Source organism: Bradyrhizobium sp. USDA 4473, from assembly GCF_054063335.1.
In genome coordinates, this window is the sequence record NZ_JBSSGE010000001.1 from 1,968,051 (window position 1) to 1,991,415 (window position 23,365).

The 23,365-nt window shown below is 65.4% G+C and carries 18 protein-coding genes and 1 pseudogene; 9 read left to right on the forward strand and 10 right to left on the reverse strand.

All coding sequences use genetic code 11. The annotated features are described in order from the left end of the window. Positions 1-15 precede the first annotated feature (15 nt). Positions 16-745, reverse strand: a pseudogene (locus ACVW17_RS09220) (thermonuclease family protein). A gap of 193 nt (positions 746-938) precedes the next feature. Next, positions 939-2,666 (reverse strand): hypothetical protein, encoded by a 1,728-nt coding sequence (locus ACVW17_RS09225; RefSeq protein WP_456751588.1) that lies wholly within the window; start codon positions 2,664-2,666, stop codon positions 939-941. Positions 2,667-3,026: 360 nt separating this feature from the next. Here ACVW17_RS09225 and ACVW17_RS09230 point away from each other — a divergent pair, with 360 nt between their 5' ends. Beyond that, on the forward strand, positions 3,027-3,878 hold the full coding sequence (locus ACVW17_RS09230) for a caspase family protein (RefSeq protein ID WP_456751589.1): 852 nt from the start codon (positions 3,027-3,029) through the stop codon (positions 3,876-3,878). A 152-nt stretch (positions 3,879-4,030) separates the two neighbouring features. Here the strand turns inward: ACVW17_RS09230 and ACVW17_RS09235 are convergent, their stop codons facing one another. Beyond that, positions 4,031-4,909: an efflux RND transporter periplasmic adaptor subunit gene (locus ACVW17_RS09235; RefSeq protein ID WP_456751590.1), complete on the reverse strand. Its 879-nt coding sequence runs from the start codon at positions 4,907-4,909 to the stop codon at positions 4,031-4,033. A gap of 295 nt (positions 4,910-5,204) precedes the next feature. On the opposite strand from ACVW17_RS09235, the gene ACVW17_RS09240 reads away from it, so the two are divergent. The 4 genes from ACVW17_RS09240 (at position 5,205) to ACVW17_RS09255 (ending at position 7,002) form a co-directional block, all read left to right on the forward strand. Further along, positions 5,205-5,417, forward strand: a complete 213-nt coding sequence (locus ACVW17_RS09240) for a hypothetical protein (RefSeq protein ID WP_456751591.1) — start codon at positions 5,205-5,207, stop codon at positions 5,415-5,417. Next, positions 5,414-5,680, forward strand: a complete 267-nt coding sequence (locus ACVW17_RS09245; RefSeq protein WP_456751592.1) for an antitoxin — start codon at positions 5,414-5,416, stop codon at positions 5,678-5,680. The genes ACVW17_RS09240 and ACVW17_RS09245 overlap by 4 nt, the downstream gene beginning before the upstream one ends. A 664-nt stretch (positions 5,681-6,344) precedes the next feature. After that, positions 6,345-6,731 carry a type I restriction enzyme HsdR N-terminal domain-containing protein gene (locus tag ACVW17_RS09250; protein WP_456797043.1) on the forward strand — a complete coding sequence of 129 codons (387 nt, stop codon included), beginning with the start codon at positions 6,345-6,347 and terminating at the stop codon, positions 6,729-6,731. After that, positions 6,721-7,002, forward strand: a complete 282-nt coding sequence (locus ACVW17_RS09255) for a hypothetical protein (RefSeq protein ID WP_456797044.1) — start codon at positions 6,721-6,723, stop codon at positions 7,000-7,002. The genes ACVW17_RS09250 and ACVW17_RS09255 overlap by 11 nt, the downstream gene beginning before the upstream one ends. A 727-nt stretch (positions 7,003-7,729) precedes the next feature. Here ACVW17_RS09255 and ACVW17_RS09260 read toward each other — a convergent pair. Then, complete coding sequence (locus tag ACVW17_RS09260) at positions 7,730-9,637, reverse strand: adenylate/guanylate cyclase domain-containing protein (protein ID WP_456751593.1); 1,908 nt, start codon at positions 9,635-9,637, stop codon at positions 7,730-7,732. Between the two features lie 135 nt (positions 9,638-9,772). Continuing rightward, a complete protein-coding gene (locus ACVW17_RS09265) occupies positions 9,773-11,839 on the reverse strand; it encodes an AsmA family protein (RefSeq protein ID WP_456751594.1) in 2,067 nt (688 codons plus the stop codon). A 212-nt stretch (positions 11,840-12,051) separates the two neighbouring features. On the opposite strand from ACVW17_RS09265, the gene ACVW17_RS09270 reads away from it, so the two are divergent. Together ACVW17_RS09270 and ACVW17_RS09275 are read left to right on the forward strand one after the other, a co-directional pair. Beyond that, the gene (locus ACVW17_RS09270) at positions 12,052-12,726 is read left to right on the forward strand and encodes a Crp/Fnr family transcriptional regulator (RefSeq protein ID WP_456751595.1); all 675 of its coding nucleotides are present in this window, start codon (positions 12,052-12,054) and stop codon (positions 12,724-12,726) included. A gap of 387 nt (positions 12,727-13,113) precedes the next feature. Further along, positions 13,114-13,749 carry a pyridoxamine 5'-phosphate oxidase family protein gene (locus ACVW17_RS09275; protein ID WP_456751596.1) on the forward strand — a complete coding sequence of 212 codons (636 nt, stop codon included), beginning with the start codon at positions 13,114-13,116 and terminating at the stop codon, positions 13,747-13,749. A 19-nt stretch (positions 13,750-13,768) separates the two neighbouring features. Here the strand turns inward: ACVW17_RS09275 and ACVW17_RS09280 are convergent, their stop codons facing one another. The 4 genes from ACVW17_RS09280 to ACVW17_RS09295 form a co-directional block, all read right to left on the reverse strand. After that, positions 13,769-16,921: an efflux RND transporter permease subunit gene (locus ACVW17_RS09280; protein ID WP_456797045.1), complete on the reverse strand. Its 3,153-nt coding sequence runs from the start codon at positions 16,919-16,921 to the stop codon at positions 13,769-13,771. A gap of 13 nt (positions 16,922-16,934) precedes the next feature. Continuing rightward, a complete protein-coding gene (locus ACVW17_RS09285; protein WP_456797046.1) occupies positions 16,935-17,852 on the reverse strand; it encodes an efflux RND transporter periplasmic adaptor subunit in 918 nt (305 codons plus the stop codon). A 223-nt stretch (positions 17,853-18,075) separates the two neighbouring features. Further along, on the reverse strand, positions 18,076-18,729 hold the full coding sequence (locus tag ACVW17_RS09290; protein WP_456751598.1) for an OmpA family protein: 654 nt from the start codon (positions 18,727-18,729) through the stop codon (positions 18,076-18,078). Positions 18,730-18,864: 135 nt separating this feature from the next. Further along, positions 18,865-20,427 carry a caspase family protein gene (locus ACVW17_RS09295; protein WP_456751599.1) on the reverse strand — a complete coding sequence of 521 codons (1,563 nt, stop codon included), beginning with the start codon at positions 20,425-20,427 and terminating at the stop codon, positions 18,865-18,867. Positions 20,428-20,903: 476 nt separating this feature from the next. Between ACVW17_RS09295 and ACVW17_RS09300 the strand changes: the two genes are divergently transcribed. Together ACVW17_RS09300 and ACVW17_RS09305 are read left to right on the forward strand one after the other, a co-directional pair. Further along, positions 20,904-21,710, forward strand: coding sequence for an N-acyl homoserine lactonase family protein (locus ACVW17_RS09300; protein WP_456751600.1), 807 nt, complete (start codon positions 20,904-20,906; stop codon positions 21,708-21,710). 46 nt (positions 21,711-21,756) lie between these two features. Continuing rightward, positions 21,757-22,641, forward strand: coding sequence for an NAD(P)-dependent oxidoreductase (locus ACVW17_RS09305; protein ID WP_456751601.1), 885 nt, complete (start codon positions 21,757-21,759; stop codon positions 22,639-22,641). A 124-nt stretch (positions 22,642-22,765) separates the two neighbouring features. Here ACVW17_RS09305 and ACVW17_RS09310 read toward each other — a convergent pair whose 3' ends face one another. Then, positions 22,766-23,215: a MarR family winged helix-turn-helix transcriptional regulator gene (locus ACVW17_RS09310; RefSeq protein ID WP_249137848.1), complete on the reverse strand. Its 450-nt coding sequence runs from the start codon at positions 23,213-23,215 to the stop codon at positions 22,766-22,768. Between the last annotated feature and the right edge of the window lie 150 nt (positions 23,216-23,365).

Genomic DNA, 23,365 nt, shown 5'->3' on the forward strand with positions numbered 1-23,365 from the left:
ACTGCGTCGCGCGCGCTAGCGCCGTGTCTCGCGACAGCCGGCGGCCTCGGCTTCCTCGACCGAGCAGAACCAGCGCGTGCCCTTTGAGATCTTCATCTCGATCTTGGCGTACCAGCGGCTGGTCGGCTGATGAAAGATGCATTCGCCGGAGCGGTTGACGTTGCCCTTGATGGTGCAATCGGGCGAGGGCGCAACCGGCCCGGAGGCGGAGGCGAGCAGGATCGCATTGGCGCCCTCCGGCGGCTTCACCGCGCCGAGCACGATGGTCTTCTTGTTGCGCACGCGCCAGTCCCACGGTGCGATGAACGCGCCCTGCCACATCCCGGCTTTTGCCTCGCGCGCGGCCTTCTCGTCCGGCTCGTAGTCATGCGAGACGCGGGTGTAGGCCAGCGCCCAACCATTCGCGACCATCCACTTCTGGATGTCCTCACCATCGACCTCGCAGCGCGCGACGGTGCGGCCGCGGCGGTCGACCGAGCAGGGGGGCGTGGCAGGTCCAGCTCTTGTTGCCGGCATGCTTGATCAGCTCGTCGCGCGCGGCGACGCCGCAGGTCCAGCGCTCACCCTTGGTGTTGAGGCAGAGCTGGTCGGTCGACGGCGCATCGATGCCGCCGAGCCGAATCTTGACGCTGCCGATCATGAGCTGGTCGCCGTCGCGGATCTTCGGCACGCCGGTGATGTCGGCCGCCACAGCCAGCGTCGGCAGCGACAGCAGCAGGCCAGCAGTGAGCAGCGTCTTCAGCATCGGCGTTCCCGGCCAGGTTCTTGTCGTTCAAAGGGCTTTGGCGTTGATCGGTCAGTGCCCAACGATTGTGCGGGCAATTGGGCAACCCTGCCAGTGCTGTCGTGTTTCCGCCAGTGTCAACTTCGCGTCATCCAGGGGCGAATGGTGAGTGGCGAATTGCGAATAGGGAAGGGGTGGCTTTCTTCGCCATTCGCTATTCGCCCGCCATTCGCTTCCGCGCCAGCGCCAGGGCCATCAGCACGAACGCCGATGTCACTTCGGGCCCGCCGACCAGGATGCGCGTCGGCGTCTTCATCTTGTTCCATTCATAGGCTCTGTAGGGGCCCTTGCGGCCGCCCTCGCCGAGCCCCTGCACGATGCAGTGCAGCGCCGGCGTGAAGCTCGAGACCTCGGCGTTAAGATGCGCCAGCGCCATCAGCGCCAGCGCGGCGTCGAACGGGTTCATCTCATGGGTGATCAGCTCGCTCTGGACATAGCCGAGCACGCGGGCGCGGATCAGCGCGAACACGTTGCCGGGATCGATGATGCGCTGCGCCGCCAGCGGCAGCGCGATGAAGGCGGCATAGCAGCGGCCGAAATAGGCCGAATAGAGCTCCGGCAAATAATAAATATGCGAGCGCGGATTCCTGAACGCGCCGCTCTCGACCAGATTCCTCTGGAAGGCGATGATGCGATGCACCGTCTCCAGCCGCTGCGGCGTCTCGATGATCTGCCAGCGGGCGAGGTTGCGGAACGAGACCTCGAGAATATCGAGGTTCAGCGTCGGGTCGAGGTCGTTGCCATAGGGCCGCTCGCCCTTGAGATTGTCGATCCAGGTGACGACGCCGCCCTCGTAATCGATGTTGTCGTTCAGCGGCACGGTGACAACAGGCTCGTTGGCGCCCGCGCGCACCTGGTAGCCGCGGTAGAAGTCGAGCAGCGGCTGCGCGAGGATCGGATCGTCGGAGCCGGCTTGGGTCGCCGCCGAGAACGAGCATGCCGTGGTGTCGCAGTCCGGCACATAGATGCCGAAGCCGAGGTCCTGCTTGATCTGGGCGAAGAACCGCGAGAAGCGCGGATGCCGGCCCGGCGCCAGCGCGGTGATCACCTTCACCGTGGAACCGTCATGCGACGGCACCTCCTCGGCGCTGGTCTTGAGGCAGAAGTCCACCATGTCGGCGATCGCGCGCCGCGCCGTGCCAGCCTCGACCGGTGACGCCAGGCCGGTCTCGACGAAGCCGAGCAGCGCCTCGGTGAAGAACGCGTCGTAATAGGCCGAGCGGTGGCGGATCTGCACCGGCTCCCACATCGGCTCGGCGATGCCGCGCCAGGCCGGGTTGATCAGCGCGCGCGCCGGCGAATGCGCGATGAAGATCCGCGCCAGGCCGAACAGCAGGGTCGAGTTCTTGTAACCGCGCGCGTTCAGCCCGGTCAGCGCCATCAGCATCTCGCGCCCGCCCAGGTCGGGATCGCCGATCAGGTTGAAGGCGGCATAGGTCGGGATGAAGCCGTTCCTGCCGAACGAGGCGAGCAGATGCGCGCCGGTCTTGCGGATCACGCGGTCGATCTCGGCCATTGCCGGCGGGCGGCCCGGCGCCGCCGCGGCCGGCGGGGCGGGGTGGCGCACGCCGATGCCGTCCATCAGGTCCGCGACGGGGGCGCCGATCGCGGCCCAGTCCGGCGCCTCGCTATCGCGCGCCGCGGTCAACGCCGCGCGCAGGCCGGCAAGGCGGTCGGGGTCCTTCAGTGCGGGCAGGCCGGTGCGGCGGAGCAGCGTACGCAGCGGCGGATTGCCGAGCGCGGTCCGGTAGAACTTCCCGAGATGGGCGTCGCCGCCGCGATAGACCTGCAAGATGGGGTCGCAGACGTCGTACAGCGACGGGCCGTCCTTCCTGGCGGTCAGCGACCGGCACACGGCCCCGGCGATCTCGTGAAGGCTCATGAATCCCTTTCTCAAGGAACCGGTTAACGCCGCCGCCCCGGACGGTGTTTCCTCCGGTCCTCCCCCAAACTCGCAAGCCTTTGGAAAGCTACATGAATCCCTGCAAAATACAAATGTGACCGAGATCACGTAACGGGATCTTAACGGCGTCAATGCCCTGTGCCGGGCGGCAGCATGCAGCAAACCGGGTTGCCCCGGCCGGCCGTCCGGGTTAAGGGAATGTTTGTTGCGGCGCCGCAAATTGAGATCAATCGACGGCACACACAGCTCAACCCCATTAAACCTGACCGTCACTGACGCGACTAACTGGCGCGATTTCGTTCGAGCGCCTTCGGGACAAGGATTGGGACTAGGAACGCTATGAACCTTAGGCAGCTTCAGATTTCCCGTCGCACCATCGCCGTCTGCGTGGCGGTGGCCGGCACGGTGTCGCTGGCGATCGGTGCCCATGCCGCGCTCAACAAGCGCACCCTCGATGTCGCCAAGGGTGGCGACAAGGCCGTGACCGGCGAGCTGACCGGCAGCATTCCGGCCGGCACCTCCCGCCTCGCGCTGATCATCGGCAACGGCCATTACCCGGACGCCGCCGCGCCGCTGGCCCAGCCGATCAACGATGCCCGCACGCTGTCGTCGGCGCTGCGCCGCGAAGGCTTCGACGTCGACGTGGTCGAGGACGCGACCAGGGACGACATGTTCCGCGCGGTCGAGCGCATGAAGGCCAAGATCCGCCCCGACACCGTCGTGATGCTGTTCTTCGGCGGCTACGGCGTGCAGGTGGGCCGCGAGAGCTACATGATCCCGGTCGATGCCACGATCTGGAAGGAAGCCGACGTCAAGCGCACCGGCGTCAGCGTCGAGTCCGTGCTCGACGCGATGAAGGAGCGCGGCGCCAAGGCCAAGCTCGTCGTGCTCGATGCCTCCAGACGCAATCCCTATGAGCGCCGCTTCCGCGCCTTCTCGCACGGCCTCGCGCCGATCAGCCCGCCGGAGAACACCATCGTTCTCAGCTCGGCGACGCCGGGCAAGGTCGCCGACGACTCAAAGGGCGCCAACAGCGTGCTGGTCTCCGAGCTGATCCAAAACCTCAACGCCCAGGCCGGGGCCGAGACCGCGTTCAACAAGACCCGCGTCGCGATCTCCCGCGCGAGCGAAGGCGAGCAGGTGCCGAGCGTATCGTCCTCGCTGCTGGAAGACATCAAGCTCGGCGGGTGATGCCGCGAATAGCGAATGGGGAGTAGCGAATAGGGGACATCTCGTAGCCCGGATGGAGCCAACGGGTCGCGCGAACGCGCGCCCGGTTGGCTCCATCCGGGCTACAAACCGCTATTCGCTACTCCCCATTCGCCATTCGCTATTCGCCCCTCTCACTTCGCCTCCGCGGCTGCCCCCACCGGCCGCACCGGGTCGCCCTCGCGCAGCAGCGCGCCGGCGCGGGCCACGACGATGTCGCCTTCCTGGATGCCGTCGCGGATCTCGACCTGTCCCGCCGACATCAACCCGGTCTCGACCCGCCGCGTCTCGACGCGGCCGCCGCGCACCACCTGCACCACGGTGCCGGCGGTGGAGTAGAGGATCGCGGTCAGCGGCACCGCGACGCCGCAGCTCTGCCCGGTCTTGATCTGCGCCCGCCCGCTCGAATTCACCAGCAGCCGCCTGGTGCCGCCGATCGCCACGAACACCTGGCCGAGCTGGCTGTTCGGCTCGACGGTCGGCGCGATCCGCCGCACCTTGCCGTCGACGTCGCCGGCGCCGAGGATCCGCAGCTTTGCGGTCTGCTCGGTCTTCAGCTTGGCGATGTCGCGGGTCGGCACCATGCCGACCAGATCGTATTCGCTTCTGGTGATGATCGAGAACAGCGCGTCCTTGCCGGAGGCCGGGCTGCCGACGATCGCCGATGAGGCCGAGATCGTGCCCGCCACGGGCGCCGTGACATTGCTGGTATTGGTGCCATCGGTCAGTTTCGCCAGCACCTGGCCCGCGGTGACGGTGTCGCCGGGATCGGCATTCACCTCCGCCACCTTCAAGCCGAAACGATCCGGCCGGATCTGCTGCTCGTCGCGCGGCAGCACGATGCCTGTGACCTCGACGATGTTGCCGAAGCAGAATTTCGACGCCTTCAGCACCGTGACCGCCGCGCCCTTCGGCACGGAGTCGGGCTCGTCGGCGGCTGATGTGGGAGAAGCTGCGAGCAGCAGCAGCGCGGAGGCGGCGAGGGCGGTGCGGTACGGAAATCGCGGCGTCATCGGCGGATCATTCCCAGCAATGTGCGGCCCCTGATTAGCAGATGGCCGGGAAGCCAGCCAGCAGAGAGGTCACGCCGCGACCGCCCGCTCCGTTCGCGTCCCCCCTGTGGGAGAGGCCGGAGCGCATGGAGCGGAGCGAAATGCGATCCGGGTGAGGGGGCACGGTCTATCGTGGAACGTATCGGGCCGACCGGGCGGCGGGCTCGGAGTGCTTCGCGGAACCGGCACCATTTGCTTAGCCCAGTTGCCGCTGGTCGTGATATGCATCCCGGTGACCACGAGGACCTGCGATCCGATGAGAGATGAGTATGATTTCTCGGACGCCGTGCGCGGCAAGTTCTCCCGGGCAGGAGCGCGCCTCGTGCCGCCAATCCATCTGGAGCCGGACCTGCTGGATCACCTGACGGCGCAGGCCGCGGCACAAGGGGTATCGCTAAGCTCGTTGGTCAATACGCTGCTCAGGGAGAACATCATTGGCTCCCTTCAAGATCACGGAGGCGGATCATGAGCGCAACCGCAACCGCCCAACTGTTCATGCACGGCGGCAGCCAGGCTGTGCGCCTGCCAAAAGAGCTTCGCTTTGAGGGCACCGAAGTCCGGGTGAGCAAGGTCGGCGACAAGGTGATCCTTGAGCCGATCAAAAAGCCGCCGATCGACTTCGACAGATTCTGGGCCGAACTCGACTCGCTTGGGGCGAGGGATTTTCTGCCCGACGGTATCCCGGACGAGGTGCCGGTTGAGCCTGATACGAACGTGTTCGTCGACGAATGATTTGCCTCGACACCAGCATCGTGATCGCGACTCGTGAACGGGCGCAGGCCGCGACGCCATAGCCGGAAATGTCCGGCACCATGAACGGCACACCGCCGAGCGCGCCCGCAAGCTTGGTCCATTGCCGTCCCGATCCCAGCGAGCAGTGCAGCGCCATCACTGACGCCGAAGCCGGCGTCCCATCCAATCCCGTCATCAAACCATCCTGCTTGTTCTTGTTGTCGCAAGGCGCGCGCGTTCGCGCGCGCCCGTCATGACGCGAGCGAGGTGGGGGATGGGTTATTCCTAGGAGGGGTGCGTTGGGGAGGGATCGTGATTGCGGAGGGGGTGGGGGTCACGGGGTGGTGATTGGAATGCGGCTCTACGAGACCGCGTGACCAGCCGATCGTTCTCTAAAGGCCGGCAGTCGCACCCGAGCAAAACTGACGCTTCCATTTCCACGGAATTGGTGTTCTACCTTGGATAGAGCTTGATTGCGAGGATCGTATACGTGTGTCCAAGCTAGGCGACGAGATTTTCGAGACGAAGGAGGTCAAGGCCGAGGTCGAGGCAGCAAGGCGGCGAAGTAAGTTTCGCCTATCAATGATCGGCATTAAGCCAGGAACTGAACTTCAGCTTTATAAAGATCCGACTATAACTTGCACTAGGGAGTAAGGCATCGCAAATGTCCGACCAAGTTTCGGTTCAGCGCAAGGGTGGAAAGATATGGAGCCATTTGAGAAACAAATGGCTTGAAGAAACTCCTGAGGAGACAGTACGTCAAGAATATCTAGTTGCGACACTCATCAAGGAGTACGGCTTCACTCTAGAGCAGATGGCCGAAGAGCTTGAGGTCACCGGCCGAGGATCAGGTCACGCGCGAGCCGATTTCGTAATCTGGCGCTCCGAGCGCGATAAGATTAGCTCGAATTCACCGCTTATCATCGTCGAATGCAAATCAGATAACGTCACAATCGCAGCCCACGACTATGCTCAAGGCGACAATTATGCTCGCCTGACGGGAGGCCACGAAAGAATCAACAGAACGAAACGCTGCATTGATGGATTCTGAGCTGACCCAACTGAGGTTGGAGAGCAAGCGCGCAAAAGCAACGAAAGATAGCGCTCGTCGGAAAGAAGCGGAGCGGAAACTGAAGGATCTTGAGAAAGAACTAGCTCAGACGATCATCATGGAAGCTCGTGCCATTGTTAGGGAGCGGTTCTCGTATTCGGTTTTCCTGTACGAGGCTGAGCACGTCGGAATTACCGCAACTGGCGACGAAGATTTGAATGAATTGTGCCGCTGTCCGCGGCAAGCCCGCCCAACGTCGCTTTTGGCGTGATCCGGCTAGCGTGTGTTCATTAGATCGAACGGTGAAGCCATCGTTCTGATTTTCGGAATTTCCCTTGACATCTCCCCCAACTCACCTGTACAACTTCCCCCATCCCGCCCGGCAAGAGGGGCGTATCGCGATCGTCACGAACGTGCGGCGGGATGCGATGGACGCTGGCGGCGCGAACGACGACGCGCGCTGGTCGGCGGACGGCGAAGTCGTGCAGACCTGACGCCCTAGCGGTAGGTGTCTTTTCCGATTGCGCAATGCGCGTTGCGAAGACGGTGACAAACAAGCCAAGTCTCACCGGGGCGAGCACGTATAAGCCGTAAACCATTGCGCAGGGAAGGCCGGATGTTTCCGGTTACACCTGTGGTCCTACCTCCCGTGCTTTTTGTTGCACGGGACCCGCGGGTGCGATCGGCGCCCGGCCTTCCCTGCGCCCTCCGATTTCGATGAGGGTGGTTGATCGCATGACTCGGGCGCGGTGGCGTCGCGAGGCTGCGGGGGTGTGTTTCCCTCAGCTGTTTGATAGTTGAATCAGGACAAACGGGTTGCAGCGATGTGCGCTGTTGAACCGTTACCCTGAGGAGGCCGCGCAGCGGCCGTCTCGAAGGGTCGACGGCCCGGCTGCGGCCGCATCGGGGCCGTGCATCCTTCGAGACGGCGCTTCGCGCCTCCTCAGGATGACGGGACTTATGTGGGTGCCCGGGACGACGTTGGGAAAGAGCTTTGGCTATTCCGCCGCCGCCTCCGCGCTTGGCTCGCCCTTCCAGCGCAGAATCTCCGCCGCCAAAATCGGATGGTTGAAGCCCTTCAGCACGAGGTCGTCGATGGCGCGGCCTTCGACGTACGCTTCGACCATGCCGTAGACGCGGCGGCTGACCACGATCTGGCCGGCCTTGGCCTCGCCGCACAGGCGGGAGGCGAGGTTGGTGACGCTGCCGATCGCGGCGTATTCCAGCCGCTGCTCGAAGCCGACCTGGCCGAGCGTGGCGTAGCCGAGCGCAATGCCGATGCCGAAGCCAAGACTATGACCGCGGTTGCGCCACTTCTCGGTCAAGGGGCCGACGGTGTCGCGCATCTCCACCGCCATCTTCACCGCGCGTGCGGTGTGGTCGGCGAGCTGGATCGGCGCGTTGAACAGGATCATCACGCCGTCGCCGGCATATTTGTCGAGCGTGCCTTCGTATTTGAAGATCAGCTTGCCGAGCGCCGCGTGATATTCGCGCAGCACGTTCATCGCCTCCTCGGGCTCGGTCGCCTCGGTGAAGGCGGTGAAGCCGCGCAGGTCGCAGAACACCACCGTGACCTCACGGCGGTGGCTGTCGAGCAGGCCCTCGGGATTGTCCGACGAGGCGATCAGCTGCGCCACCTGCGGCGCCAGGAAGCGCTCGAGCCTGCGGACGCGCTCGAGCTCGCCGAGCTGGGTCTCGACCCGCTGCTCCAGCGACCTGTTCCAGTCCTTGAGCTGCTCGGTCTGCTCGCGCAGCTTGTCGGCCTGCTCGCGCACGGTGGCGTTGGCTTCCTCCAGGTCGCGGGTGCGCTCCTTCACCTTGCCTTCGAGGTCGGAATAGGTCTCGGCGAGTTGCGAGGCCATGCTGTTGAATTGCCCCGCGAGCTCCTCCAGCTCATCCGCGGTCTTCACCTCGATGCGATGGCCGAAATCGCCGGCGCCGAGCCGCCGCGCACCGGTGCGCAGTGCCGTGATCGGCACCAGCATGCGCCGCGCCAGGATCGTGCCGGCGATGATCGCGACCACGAGGCCGAGCGCGATCAGGAGCGCAATGCGCACCAGCTGGTCGCGGATCGGAGACAGCGCCTGCGCGGTCGGCTGCTCGTAGAACACGTGCCAGCCGAGGTCGGGCGCCGCGGTCGCAGTCGTCAGCACCGCGTTGCCGTCGACATCCCTGCCGGAGGCGAGCGGCCTGCCGTTGCGCGACAGCACGGCTGCGACCTGCGGCAATGCGGCGAGGTCCTTGCCGATCTCCGGGCCCTTCGACGAGGACGCCAGCACGCGGCCCCTGGCGTCGACGACATAGGCATAGGCGAGACGGCCGACCTGGGAGTCGCCGAAATAGTCGTTGAGGAAGCGCAGGTCGATCTCGGCCACGGTGACGCCGGCATTGAAGCCGGAATGCTGCTCGCCGATCGACATGAAGGGCCGCCCGTCGCGGAAATACGCCGGCGCGTAGGCGGTGCCGCGGCTGACCGTCTCGATGAAGCGGAGGTCGCGGGAGAGGTCGGTGTTGGAGTTCACCGTGACGGTCTGGCGCGACAGCCGCAGCAGCTCCTGGCCCTGGCTGCTGATCAAGGTGAGCTGGCTCACCGCCGGCACCTGGCCGAGCAGCTGGGCATAGTCGGCGCGGCGCAGCTCGATGGTGTTGGAGGAGGCGCGGGTCACCCAGGAGATCTGGCGTTCGAGATCGGAGATCGCCTGCTCGATGCGCTTGGCGGTGGCATCCGCCTTCTCGCTCATCGCATCGATCAGCGTGCTCTTGATGCCGCGATAGCTGATCCAGGTCTCGAGCGCGCCGTTGACCGCGAGCACGAACACGACGAGGCCGACCAGCGCGAGGACGTATTTGGCGAACAGGCCGCCGCGCAGGAACCAGTTCTTGCCGTTGTCCGCAGCCCCGTTCATCCCGCCTCGTCCGTGCCCTCCGATCCGTCGGGTGCGCCACTGTGTTGGGCGCTGTTTAGCACGGATCGGACGGGGAGAGCGGAGCCTTGGGTCGCATGGTTAGCCGCGGATAATGGCGGGGGATATCCGGGACTATCAGCGATTGAACAGCTGACGCAGCACGTCCTTCATCGCCGGATTGTCGTGCTGCTCGGCGGTGTCGCCGGGCGGCGGGGACGGCGGCGCGGGCTGATCGGCGGCCGGCGGCGCGTCCGCCTCGGGCCTGGCCAGGCTGCGGCTCGGGCGCGAGGCGTTGCCCTGGTTGAGGGTGGAAAGGCCCTGCTGCAGCAGGTTCCCGATGGTGTCGCCGAGTTGCCCGCCGAGCGGGTTGCCTTGGCCGGCGCCTGGAGTCTGGCCGGTGCCGGCGCCACCGCCGCCCTGCGCGCCGTTGAGCAGGTTGGTCAGCCCGTTGAGCCCCTGGCTCAGGCCCTGTTGGCTCAGACCCTGGCCGTTGGCGCCGAACAGGCCCTTGCCCATCTCCTTGAGCTTGGCATAGGCGGCCTGGGGATTGTCCAGGATGCCCTGCATCTCCGGATAGATCCGCGGGCTCACCCAGGGGCCCTCGAGCATCACGGGGATGCCGAGGCCGACCGGATTGCCGGCGCGGCCCTGGCCCTCGGTGGTCATCACGAGTTGCGGCTCGACGCGGAATCCGATCTGGCGGGTGTTGAGGTCGATGGTGCCGACCCCGGTCATCTTCATCAGCGGGCCGATCAGATTGAGATCGGTGGTGACGGCCTGGCCCTTGTCGACCTTGAACGAGGCCGAGAGCTGGCTGAGATCGGTCGACAATTCCTCACCCTGCTGCCAGCCCGACAGGGGGCTGGTGGTGAGGTTGCGGATCATCTGCGCGACGTTGAGGCCGAGGATCTTGCCGTCCTGGAACACGACGAAGGCGGTGCCGCCGAGATTGCCGACGATGGCGCGCTCGCTCGTGCCCTGCGAGGTCAATGCGAGCTTGGCCTGCATCTTGCCGTCGAGCTTGTCGAACTCGGCGAGGCTCTTGAGCACCGGCAGCGCGCGCACGCCGGCGAGATCGAGCCGCAGCGCGTAGGTTGGGTTCGCGGTTCGCGCGTCGATCGTGACGTCGCCATCGGCGGTGCCCTCATAGGCGCCGAGGTTGCTGAGCCTGCCCTTCAGCACGCCGCTGTCGACCGACGCATCGATCGCCGCCTGCGTAAAGCGGCCGCCGCCGATCACGAGCTCCGGCGTCGAGATGCGCGCTTGCGCGTCGACGTAATTGAGGCCGTTGAGATCGATCGACGCGTTGCTCCAGCTGTTGGTGCCCAATGGCTGCGCCGCGTCGGGCTGGCCCGGCGGCACCGCAATCGAGATGCGCTGGAAGTCGAGATCGAGCTTCACCAGCGGCTTGTTGCTGGCGAAATCGACCGACGCCCAGCCGGTGAAGCCGCCATCGCCGAGCGTGCCGGAGACGCCGTTGAACATCACGACCGTGCCGTTCAGACGTGCTTCCGCGTTGGCCTTGATCGCTGCCGGCAACAGGCCCGGTGCCTCGATGTTGAATTCGGTCGGCACGCTCTGATGGTCCAGCGATCCTTGCGGCGCGGTGGCGCGGAGCTCGAACTTCAGCGGCCTGTCGCTCGCGCGGGCGTTCGCGGTGACGACGATCCTGCGATCGTCGCCGATGGTCGCGTCGGCGTTGAGCGCCTCGATCCGGCTCTCGACGCGGTCGCGCACACTGGAGAACACGACCGTGCCGCCGGTGACGCCGACGTGCCGGATCGTGATGCCGCCATTGTCGGACGCAGACGACTTCGCCGGCGGATGATGGTCGCGGGTGCGCTCGCGCTGCAGCGGCAGGTTCACCACCGGCTTCTCGATCGCGAGGTCGGTGATCTCGGGCCGGCCCGACCACAGGCTCGACAGCGTCATCTCCGCGTCGACACGGGTGGCCGCGAACCGGTTATTGGACTCGCGGCCCCGCGGGTCCTGCAACACGACGTCGTTCAGCGTCAGATTGATCGTCGGCCAGAGGGAGACCTTGGCGCCGCCATTGATGGTGAGCTGGTAGCCGGTCTCCCGCTCGACCCGCTCGGTGATCGCAGACGTGACGAAAGAAGCGGGGATCCCGATCACGGCCACCAGCGCGAGGATCACGACCACGGCCGCAACGGCAGCCCCGGCAAGTCTCAGTGCTCTCATGTCGTCGTTCCAGGCCGGGCAAGCAGGGGTTCCGCCGCGCAAGGACACGGCCGTTCACACGAGATTACCCCGCAAACGGGGTCTCGCTCCAATGCCGGGAAAAATAATCCGTTACCAGCATGAACTTATGTGACCTCAAACACACTCTTATGAGGGTGATTTTTGCTAACCGGGCAGCGGGGACTGCTCGGATTGATTTGGAAGGCAGTACAATGAACAAACAGGCCGAATTTGCGGTCATTCTGAAGATGAATCCGATGTTCGCCGATCTCGGTGCGGACGAGCTGCAGCGGCTTTCGGGCCTCTGCCACACCCAGCAGCTCACCACCGGCGAGGTGCTGTTCCAGAAGGGAGATCCCGGCGATGCCCTGTTTGGGGTCCGCCGCGGCCAGATGCGGATCGAAACCGGTGCGTCCGACGGCAGCCGGCTCACACTCAACTTCATGGGATCCGGCGACCTGTTCGGCGAAGTCGCCGTGCTCGACGGCCAGGATCGCACTGCGGACGCGACCGCGGGCGAGCCGACCGAATTGTTCGTGCTGCGGCGGGAGGATTTCCTGGGCTTCCTCGAGCGCGAGCCGAAGGTCGCGGTCCGGCTGATCGAATTGCTGTGCCAGCGCATCCGCTGGCAGAGCGAGCGGATGGAGGAATCCGTGCTGCAGCCGTTGCCGGTGCGCCTCGCACGCCGGCTGTGTGCGCTGGCCGAGGATTTCGGTTCCGAGGTGCACATCTCGCAGGAGCAGCTCGGCATCTTCGTCGGCGCGGCGCGCGAGAGCGTCAACCGGCAACTGCAGACCTGGCGCAAGGACGGCATCGTCGACCTGCAGCGCGGCCGGATCATGCTGCACAACATGACCAAGCTGACGGCAGTCGCACGCAACGATTAGAAACGGTTTTCGAACGAAGCGAATAATCGGTTCGCGCAAGGAGCGCGACGAACGAGAAGCCCGGCGGAACGCATGCAACGTGCGCGAGAATTCGAGTCTCTCGCGCGCTTTGCCTGCGAATGTTGACGCACTGCTGCCTAAAAGACGTGCTTGCATGACGAGGCCGCTATCGCTTTCATTGCGGTGCCGGTCCTTGGGGTGACACCCAGCCTTGCTGGCCTCACGCCATCCACCTGCAAACCCCTGCGGTCTTTCCCCGTTGACCGCAGGGGTTTTGCATTCCGGGCACCGCTAAGCCTCGCGGCCGCGGCCAATGCGCGCTCCCTGGCGGCCGGCATCAATTCCCGCGCTGACGTGGTATAGACGGGCCATAAACGGGAGTTCGCAATGAGCAGCCAGAACGCGGGCGGCAAGCCGCCGGTCAAGTCGCAGCAGGATCTTCGTGGGCATTTCGGGCAGGTCAGCCCGCTCGCCGAGAAGAAGGTCCTCCATCATCTCGACAAATTCTGCCGCGACTTCATCGCGCTGTCGCCGTTCCTCATCATTGCCTCCAGCGACGGCAACGGCCATGCCGACGCCAGTCCGCGCGGCGATGCGCCGGGCTTCGTCTCGGTGCTCGACGACAAGACGCTGCTGATCCCGGACCGGCGCGGCAACAACCGGGTCGACACGTTCGGCAATATCATCGCCTCGCCCGGGGTCGGGTTGATCTTCATGGTGCCCGGCATCAACGAGACGCTGCGCATCAACGGGCGGGCCGAGATCTCGCAGGAGCCGGATCTCCTGACGCCGCTGACCGTGCAGAACGTCACGCCGATCATCGGTCTCAAGGTGCATGTCGACGAGACCTATTTCCATTGCGGCAAGGCGCTGATGCGCTCGAAGCTCTGGAATCCCGCTGCCCAGGTCGAGCGCAACAGTTTCCCGACGCTCGGCCGGATCATCGCCGAGCAGACCGCCGCCGTTGAGGTCGAGGTCGCCGAGAAGGCGATGGAAGAGGCCTATCGCACGCGGCTGTATTAGCCGCGCCGCGAACCCAAGCTCATTCCGCCGCCGGCGATATCATGCTCGGCGGGCCGCCCTGCCGCTTGGTGTCGTCGGGCTTCGGCTCGCTCGGCGTGAGCTCGTGGTCGGCATGCGAGACCACCAGCCGCTTGCCGAGGCGCCAGATCAGGCCGCCGATGTCGTCCATCACCATGAACATCGCCGGCACGAACACCAGCGACAGCACGGTCGAGAAGATCAGGCCCCCGATCACCGCGAGCGCCATCGGCGAGCGGAATTCGCCACCGGCGCCGAACGCCAGCGCTGACGGCATCATGCCGGCGGCCATCGCGATCGTGGTCATCACGATCGGGCGGGCGCGCTTCATGCCGGCGTCGATCATGGCGTCCTCGCGCGCCTTGCCGTCGCGGATCGCCTCGACCGCGAACTCCACCAGCATGATGGCGTTCTTGGTGACGATGCCCATCAGCATCAGGATGCCGATCCACACCGGCGTGGTGAGCTGCTTGCCGGTCAACAGCAGCGCGCCGATCGCGCCGCCGATCGAGAGCGGCAGCGAGAACAAGATGGTGATCGGCTGCAGGAAGGTGCCGAACAGCAGCACCAGCACGGCATAGACCATCATCAACCCGGCGGTGATCGCGGTGGCGAAGCCGTCGGACAGCTCGGCGAGGCTCTCGGCGTCGCCGGACGGGCTGACCTTGACGCCCTTCGGCAGGCTCTTCATGACCGGCAGGTCGTAGATCAGCTTGGTGGCGTCGCCGAGCGCGGCATTGCCGACCAGGTCGGCGGCGACGGTGGCCTGCCGCTCGCGGTCGTAGCGGTTGATGCTGGTCGGGCCCTGGTCGAGCTGGATGTCGGCGACGACGGACAGCGGCACGCCGCCGCGTTCGCCGCGCTGGCCGAGCGGCACCCGCAGCTGCTCCAGCATCTGCAAATCGCTGCGCGCATTGTCCTCGAGTTGGACGCGGATCGGGACCTGGCGCTCGCCGGCGTCGAATTTCGCCAGCGCGGGGCCGACGTCGCCGATGGTGGCGACCCGGATGGTCTGCGACAGGCTCTCGGTCGAGACGCCGAGCCGAGCGGCGAGCTCGGCGCGCGGACGGATGCGCAGCTCGGGCCGGTCGAGCGCGGTCTCCGAGATCACGTTGGCGATGATCGGGATCCGCTTCATCTGCGTCGCCAGCTCGCTGGCGACGTTGTTCACGATATTGCTGTCGGTGCCGGTCACGACCAGCGAGATCGCGCGCAGGCCGTTCTCGTCGAGAAACCAGAACCTGATGTCGGGGACGTTATCGAGCTCCTTGCCGATCGACAGCTCCAGCTCGCGCTGGGTGATCCTGCGGTCGGCCTTCGGCGTGTAGTTGATGATCAGCGCGGCGCGCCGCACCTCCTGGATGCCGGGCGGCACCCGGCCGCCGTCGACGAACACGCTCCTCACCTCGGGCCGCTTGCGCAGCCGCGCCACGATTTCCTCGGTGACCTTCTCAGTGTAGGCGAGCTGCGAGCCGGGCGGCAGCTCCATCGCGAGCAGCGAGCGCGCGGTGTCCTGTGCCGGCAGGAAGCCCTGCGGCAGCAGCGTGATGCTCCAGATCGAGGCGGCGAACACCGCGAAGCCGAGCAGCACGGTGATGTAATGGTGTTTCACCGACCAGGTGACCAGGCTGTGATAGCTGCGCAGGATGCGGCCGGGCGGCGGATCATCGTGGTCATGGTGCTTGAGGAAATAGGCCGCCAGCATCGGCGTCACGAAGCGCGCGGCGAGCAGCGAGAAGAGCACCTGCACCGACACCGTGATGCCGAACTGCTTGAAGAACTGCCCGGCGATGCCGGACATGAAGCTTGCAGGGGCGAAGATCGCGATGATGGTCAGCGAGATCGCGATCACCGCGAGGCCGATCTCGTCCGCGGCTTCGAGCGCGGCACGATAAGGCGTCTTGCCCATCCGCATGTGGCGGACGATGTTCTCGATCTCGACGATGGCGTCGTCGACCAGGATGCCGGTCGACAGCGTGATGGCGAGGAACGAGACCAAATTGAGCGAGAAGCCGAGCAGGTCCATCGCCCAGAATGCTGGGAAGATCGACAGCGGCAGCGAGACCGCGGCAATGATCGTGGCTCTGATGTCGCGCAGGAACAATAGCACGATGATGACGGCGAGGATCGCGCCCTCGAACAAGGTCGAGATCGCGGCCTCGTAATTGCCCTTGGTGAACTCGACCGAGGTGTCGATCAATTTGAGGTCGACGTCGGGATAGGCAATTTTCAGGGCGTCGATCCGCTTCTGCACCGCGGCCGCGACCACCACGTCGCTGGCGCCCTTGGAGCGCTTGATGCCGAGAGCCACCACAGGTTCGCCGTTGAAGCGGGCGAAGGTGCGGCGGTCGGCGATGGTATCGGTGACGGTGCCGAGATCGTCGAGCCGGATTTCGCCGCCGCCGAACAGCGGAATCATGGTGCCGGCGAGTTCGTTCAGCGTCTTGGCGCCGGCGAGCGTCCGGATCGCCTGGTCGTTCTTGCCGATCTCGGCGCGGCCGCCGGCGACGTCGACATTGGTGCCGCGCAGCATCTGGCTGACATTGACCGCGGTCAGCCCCACCGCCTGCAGCTTGTCGGGATCGAGCGAGACCAGGATCTCGCGCTCGACACCGCCGATGCGCTCGACCTGGGCGACGCCGCGCACGCCCTGCAACGCGCGTTTGACCACGTCGTCGACGAAATAGGAGAGCTGCTCCGGCGTCTTGCCGGGCGAGATCGCGGCATAGGTCACGATCGGCAGGCCGATCACGTCGACGCGCTGGATCAGCGGCTCGGTGACGTTCTGCGGCAGGTTGGCGCGCACCCGCGTCACCGCGTCCTTGACGTCGTTGAGTGCGCGGTCGGTGTTGGTCTCCAGCGCGAACTGGATCGTGGTCACCGACAGGCCGTCGGTGATCGAGGAGGAGATATGGCGCACGCCTTCGACGCCGGAGACGCCGTCCTCGATGGTCTTGGTGACCTGCGATTCAAGTTCCGAGGGTGCTGCGCCGAACTGCGAGACCGCGACCGAGATCACCGGAATGTCGGCGCTCGGCAGCCGCGTCACCGCGAGCTTGGTGAAGGAGACCCAGCCCAGCACGAGCAGGATGATCGAGAAGACGATCGAGGGAAGCGGGTTCCGGATCGACCATGCCGAGATGTTCAAAGCCATTAGAGTGTCCGAATTACCGTGATCGCGTGCGATCGAGTTCGTCGGCGAACATGGTCTTGATCTGGTCGCCGTCATGCAGCGAGGTGCCAGCATCGGCCACGACGATTTCGCCGACGTCGAGGCCTTCAAGGATTTCGGTCGAGGTGTCGGAGGTCAGCCCGACGCGCACCCTGCGGGTCTCCACCGTGTTGTCCTTGACGACCTGCAAGGTCAGGCGGTCGATCGCGGTGCGCGGCACCGCGACGCCGCAGGAACGCTTGGCGTCGATGTTGGCGCGCGCGAACATGCCGACCTTCAGCGTCGGATTGTTGTTGATGGTGATGCGGACATGGCCGAGTTGCGTGGTGCGATCGACCTGCGGCGAGATCTGGCGGACCTTGCCGACCATGTCGGGCGCGTCATCGCGGCTGATCCGGACATTGGCGCCGGGATTGAGCTTGAGGAGCTGGAAGCCCGGCACCTCGGCGTCGAGCTCGATCTCGTTGCCGATCGAGATCTTGAACATCGGGGGAGCCTGCGGCGAGGCCGGCGCGCCGGGCGCGGTGCGCACCTCGGTGATCAGGCCGGCCGCCGGCGGGCGCAGCACGATCGGCTTGGCATTGGCCTGGGCGGCCTGCTGCGGCGGCGGGGTCAGCCGCGCCAGTTCCTGGTTCTCGGTCACGGTATCGCCCTCGCGGACCAGGACGTCGGTGACCTTGGAGCCGTCCTGGTCGACATTCACCTGCGCCTCGCGGCGCGGCACGATGAAGCCGGTGACGCGGACCATGTCGGAGAAGCAGGCATTGGTCGACTTCGTCACCACCACCAGCGCCTGGCCCGGCGTTTCCTTCTCTTGCGGGGGGGAGCGGTGCTCGAAGGCGTAATAGGCGATGACCAGCGCGATGAAAAACACCGTGCCGAGCGCAGGCTTGAGGTATCGGGAAAAATTCATCGCCTGATCAATCCAGAGCTTGTCACGCCGTGTCTGCCTGTCGAAGTCTCATCCGCTCGCATTGTGTTGCTTGAGCATGCGACGTCATGTGAGGCGGGTCACCGGTGGGCTGCTCCGGGCTTCTGCCCTCAAGCAAATGCGCCCCGCCGGGGTGCGGGGCGCATTGTAACCTCAAAAAGCGGCCACGCCACCGGCCATCACATCCAGATCATTGGGACGAGTTTCACTTGGACGCGGTGTCCTTGTTTTCCACGTTCACGACCTGGACGCGGCGGTTGACGTCCGCCATGGGGTGGCTGGGGTCCTTCAGCTTGCTCTTGCCATAGCCGACGGTGACGAGATCGGTGCCGTTGATGCCGTATTTGTCGACCAAATAGCGCTTGATGGCGTCGGCGCGGCGCTCGGAGAGCCCCTGATTGTAGTCCTCGCCGCCAGCGGCGTCGGTGTGGCCGGCGACCACGAAGGTCGAACCCTTCAGGTCTGGATTGGTGAGGGCGCGGCCGAGCGCCTGCACCGAGGGCAGCGACTTGGCGCTGATATCGGCGGAGTTGTAGTCGAAGTTGATCTCGAGATCGATCTTCGGCTTGTCTTGGACGATGGTCGCGATCTCCTCGCGCTCGGTCGAGGACAGCGAGCGGGTGGCGCGGCCGCGGACGCTCTGCACGAATTTGGCCTGGTCGGCGTTCAGCCCGGGCGAGGTGGTCTGCGGGCCGACCGAGAGGCCGCGGGTCAGCGGCTTCTTCTCGGGCGTCAGCGCCTTGATGATCTGGTCCTCGGTGACGTCGTCACCGGCGCGGGCGGCCGCCATGCCGAACGACAGCACGGCGCCGGCGGTCATGATTGAAAGGATCGCGGCCTTTGCCGACGGCTTGAACATTTCGGTCCCTCCTGCGCAGGCTTGCGCGGTTCCATGCAACTCTTCAGTTCGCCCGGCATTGGCCCGGCACGCACCCTCTGATTAGTCGCGCAATTGCAGCGGCGGTTCGAGCCCGGCCGGGCAGCGATCGATTGGTCACTGCACGCCGTAGTCGGCGAATTCCTTGACGATGTTGGGGTCCATCGCCTTGGCGTTTGCGATGTCGAGATCGCCTTCCGCGACCGCGCCGTTGCGCTTCTTGGCGAGGCCACGCCCGTAGAGCGACGAGGTCAGCCGCGGATTGATCTTCAGCGCGGCGTCGAAATCGGCGATGGCGTTCTTGTTCTGCCCGCCCTTGAGATTCATCAGGCCGCGGCTGTCGAGCGCATCGACGAAATTCGGGCGCAGCCGCAGCGCCTCGTTGCAGTCCTTCAGCGCTGCCTGCAGGTCGCCGATCACGGTGCGGACCCAGCAGCGGTTGTTATAGGCCTCGACATCCTTCGGGTTCAGCCGCAGCGAATTGGTGAAGTCCTTCACCGCGAGCTCGTAAGCGCCCTTGCTGGCATAGACCTGGCCGCGGCGATACAGCGCGGCGCCGTCGTCCGGGTTCTTGTCCAGCTTCTCGCTCAGACTCTTGATGGTCGGATCGTCGGCAAGCACGGGCGAATTGCTCGGCGCCGGTGTCGGCTGGATCACCACCGGCGGCGGAGGCGCGGGTGGCGGCAGCGCGATCTCGGGGCCCTTCGGTGCGGGTGGCGGTGAGGCCGGGGCGGTCGCGACGGGGGGCTTGGGCGGCGCCGGCGTCGGTGTCGTTGCCGCGGGAGGCGCCGGTGCTGGCGTCGGCGTTGCGGCGGGCGGGGCCGGTGGTGGCGCGACCGGCGGAGCCGTGGCCACCTCGGTTGACGGCGATGCGGCGGGGGTGGGTGCAGTGCTCGCCGCTCCCGGCGCACCGCTTGAAGTGGCTGCGCCGCCTGGAATGAACGAGAAATCCTCGGCCAGTGACGACGAGATCCACGGCACCTGTTCCTGCCGCGAGGCCCGCGTGACGCCGACGCGGGTGCGGTTCAGCGTTTCCTCGGCCATCAGGTCCGGGGTGCGGATCTCCTTCAGGAGTTCCCGCACGAACAGGCTGTGGTCGCTGCCATTGTCGGAGACGACCGACGACAGCGCCGCCGAGTACATCACGAGCGTCCCGTTCGGCGCGATCACCGGCGCAAGCCCGGCCGAGAAGCTGCGGAAGCGGCGCTCGAACGGGTTGCGCCGGGAGGCGTCGATCAAGGCGATTTTGACGCCGGCACCGCGGCTGTTGATCTCGCCGAGCACGGTCTCCAGGCTGAAGCCGTCGCGGCGCACGTCGGCCTCGGCCCAGATCTGCGCATCGATCGGGATCATGTAGCTCTGCCGGTTCGACTGGATGCCGTAACCCGAGAAGAAGACCAGCGCGACCGAGCCGGGCTTGATCTTGCCATAGAGCCGGTCGAAGGCGCGGCGCATGCCGTCGCCGGTCAGGTTCTCGCCGACCTCGACCGTGAAGCCGTCGCGCTTGAGTTCATCGGCGACGTCGCGCGCGTCGTTGACCGGCTCCTTCAGCGGCGCGTCGGCGTCGGGATATTTGGCGTTGCCGATCACCAGCGCGAAACGGTCGCCGGCGGCGAACGACAGGGTGGACGACGCGATCGAAAAAATCAGCGTGGCGAGCAAGGCAAGGCGGATTTTCATAATCGCGGCAAATCCAGATCGCGGCATTGCAATGAAACGGCGCCGTTTCCAGCCTGCGCCGCGGGGACCTTAACTCTAGAGCCTTTTCCGTTCCGATGGAAATCGGAACGAGGGCTCTAGATTCTTGTTTTGACGCGCTTTCTTAACGCGAACCGGTAGCCACTTCGCTCGAAAACGCTTCTCACGAAAATCCATTATCAAGCCACGGCCGAACTCCCGTCAACGGCTTGCGACCGCATCGCTTATCGAGGTGACCGCAGGGAGGCCGCAGTGCAACAGCATGCGGTCATGGCGGCCATCGCCATCATGGGATGGTGCCGGTTCCTGCGCGTTGATAATGTGATTGCACTCACAGTGGCTTGGCGGCCCTGTCATGCGCTCGTCGCACGACGCGCGGTTTGACCTTTGCGCGGGGCGATGGCTTTGTGGTCGGGACGGCAAACCATTCAACAAGGCTGCAAACAAGAGCGAAACCGATGGGAAACGCCTACGAGATCTACGCCTTGCGTTATGCGACGATGTCGCCGCGCACGCCCCACCTCAACTTCCTAGTCCCCGATCCGCACGACACGACGGCGCAGGATCTGGATTATTTCGTCTGGCTGATCCGCGGCCACGGCCGCGATATCCTCGTCGACACCGGCTTCAACGCCGAGGAGGCCAAGGTGCGCGCCCGCAAGCTGACGCTCAACCCGGTCGATGCGCTGGCCGGTTTCGGCGTCAGCGCCGATGCGATCCGCGACGTGATCGTCACCCATCTGCACTATGACCACGCCGGCAACCTGGATCGCTTCCCGAATGCCAAATTCCATCTGCAGGAACGCGAGATGAGCTACGCGACCGGCCGCTGCATGTGCAGCGGCATGCTGCGTCATCCGTTCTCGGTCGAGCATGTCACCCAGATGGTGCGGCACGTCTATGGCGAGCGCGTCACCTTCCATTCCGGCGACGGCGAGATCGCGCCCGGCGTCACCGTGCATCGCGTCGGCGGCCATTCCGACGGCTTGCAGGTGGTGCGGGTCGAGACCGCGCGCGGTCCGGTGGTGCTGGCGTCCGATGCCGCGCACTACTATGCGAACCTGCACAAGAAGAGCCCGTTCCCGATCGTCTACAATGTCGGCGACATGGTGCAGGGCTGGGAGATCGTCGAGCGGCTCGCCGGGCATCCCGACCGCTTCATCCCAGGTCACGATCCGATCGTCAGCGAGATCTATCCGCGCGCCAGCGACAAGGTCGATGCGTTCGCGCTGCATCTGGCGCCGTCGCGATCGTTCGCGAGGTGACAAGCGCATCTGCAACGCGTCAAGAAACGTGAAAAGAAGCAACGATATGACTGACTACAAGACTCTCGGGTTCATCGGCCTCGGCGTGATGGGTGAGCCGATTTGCCGCAACCTGGTCAAGAAGAGCGGCAAGCGCGTCGTGGTGTTCGACCTCGCGACTGAGCCGTTGCAGCGGCTCCGCGCTGACGGCGCGGAGGGCGCGACGTCGGTCGCCGATGTCATCAAGCAGAGCGACGTGCTGTTCCTCTGCCTGCCGAGCGCCAGGCACGTGCGCGCGGTGTTCGAGGAAGACGGCATTTTGAAGAACGCACGGGCCGGCCAGATCGTGGTCGATCTCGGCACGTCATCCGTCAGCCAGACCCGCGACTTCGCCGCGCAATTGCAGGCCAAGGGCGCGGCCTGGGCCGATGCGCCGATCGCGCGCACCCGGCAGGCGGCGCAGGATGGCACGCTCAGCGTGATGGTCGGCGCGGTGCCCGCCCTCTATGCCGCGATCGAGCCCTTAATTCGCTGCTTTGCCACCGACGTCACCCATTGCGGCGATGTCGGCGCCGGGCAGGTGACCAAGATCCTCAACAACATGGTGCTGTTCGAGACGGTGAACGCGCTGGCCGAGGCTGTCGCGGTGGCCAAGCACAATGGCGTCGATCCGAAGTTGCTGCTGGACACCCTGTCGAAGAAGGGCTCGGCCGACAGTTTTGCGCTGCGTAACCACGGCATGAAGGCGATCGTGCCCGGCGTGTTTCCGGAGCGCGCCTTCTCGACCGAATATGCGCTGAAGGATCTGTCCTACGCGCTGGAGCTCGCCGCCGACGCCGGCATCAGGATTCGCGGGGCGGAGCTGATCGGCACGGTGCTGCAGGAGGCGATCGACAAGGGGTCGAAGGAATACTACTTCCCTGTTATCGCGAAGCATATCGAGGGGGCGTAACTCCCTCCGTCTGTCATTCCGGGGCGTGCGAAGCACGAGCCCGGAATCCATCAGGCCGCGTTGACCGCGGCTCAATGGATTCCGGGTTCTCGCTTCGCGAGCCCCGGAATGACCGGTAGGGGTCCTAATACACGTCCTTCGCGTCGGCCTCTTCACTGGTCTGCACCAGCTCGAGGCTGCTCTCGACCTTTCCGAGCAGGCGGCCGAGGTCGCGGCGCTCCTGTGCGGAGAGGCAGGACAATATCTCCTGCTCCTTGCGCAACAGGCGCGGGATCAACTCCTCGTACAGCGCTTGGCCCTTTTTGGTCAGCCGCAGGCGGAATTCGCGGCGGTCGTCGGCGTTCTCGACGCGCTCGACGATCTCGCGCTCCATCAGCGCCGAGACGGCGCGGCTGATGGTGGATTTGTGCGTGCGCGTGCAATGCGCGATGTATTGCGCGCTGCAGGGATCGCTGCGGAAGCCGAGCGTCGCGAGCACGCGCCACTCCGGAATGTCGAGGCCGTAGCGCGCTTGGTATTCGCTCGACAGCGCCGAACTCACCTCAGCCGCCAGCCGGTTCAGGCGGAATGGCATGAAGTGGAAGAGGTCGAGGCGCTTCTTCGCCGGCGCGGCATCGTCGTGCGCGTCCACTTCCACGGCGCTCTGCGCCCGGGCTGGAGGCTGGCTTGCAGAGGTCCTGACCAAAAATTCCTCCAATTTGAGTTGACGGCGGGCTCGACTGGG